Origin of the sequence: Amycolatopsis sp. cmx-11-12 (genome assembly GCF_046269425.1) — a bacterium.
Lineage (GTDB): Bacteria > Actinomycetota > Actinomycetes > Mycobacteriales > Pseudonocardiaceae > Amycolatopsis.
Genome location: NZ_JADNQM010000109.1, coordinates 1 through 932, shown reverse-complemented (window position 1 = coordinate 932; position 932 = coordinate 1). Strand labels below are relative to the sequence as shown.

The following is a 932-nucleotide window of genomic DNA, read 5'->3' as shown; positions in this document are numbered from 1 at the left end:
TCTCGCAACGTCGAAAACGACGAACCGCCTCCGTCGCCGCGATCCGAACACTTCACCGGACCATTCAATCGATAAAAACGACGGACGGTATATACAAAAAACAGAAACGTAATCAACGCGAACTGATAACTCGCGCTTACTAAACATCCCTCGTTAAAAACCAACAATTACAATAATCTATCCCCATCACGATAAAATTTCACAAAATTACCCGGACCTGTCGACCAAAACTATATACTCGTTAAATACATCAGTATAACGCGCGTACGACCCCGAACATCTAAAAACATCACAGACCTGTTATTACCTCAAACTTCCGTAACCTAAACGACCATAATCCCTCTAAAAAACTAACTACGGAAAAATAACTCCGCATAACTAATTAACAGACTGAAATCTCGTTCGTTAACGAAATTAACCAAACAAATCGCTCCACCAACTAAAAACGACCATACACCACCACCCATAAAATCAAAAAAAAACTCTCAGTCTGTCAATCCTTACTATATCTGAACCTGATAAATTTCCCCGTATTAAATCAAATTAAACCGCAAACTCCACGCCTGATAATACCCTTCCGTCAATTCCTTTAAATTTCAACCTTACGACCATACTCCCCCCGGAACCCAAAAACTTTAATTTCTCATAAAATACCGGCGGAATCCTAAAAACAACATCCGCCGATCCCTGATCAGCATCGTTTATAATTAAAACTAAAACGATATCTGATCGTCTTCGAACCCCCAACTTTCGTTCTTAATTAATAAAAACATCCTTAACAAATACTTTCGCAATTATTCGTCTTTCATAAATCCAAAAATTTCACCTCTGACTATAAAATACGAATACCCCCGACTGTCCCTATTAATCATTACTCCGATCCCGAAAACCAACACAATAAAACCGAAATCCTATAATATTATCCCATACTA

The 932-nt window shown here is 38.3% G+C and carries 1 rRNA gene; it reads right to left on the bottom strand.

The window, feature by feature from the left end:
- Nucleotides 1-12 precede the first annotated feature (12 nt).
- Nucleotides 13-932, bottom strand: a 16S ribosomal RNA gene (locus ACLARN_RS44135); the annotation flags it as partial.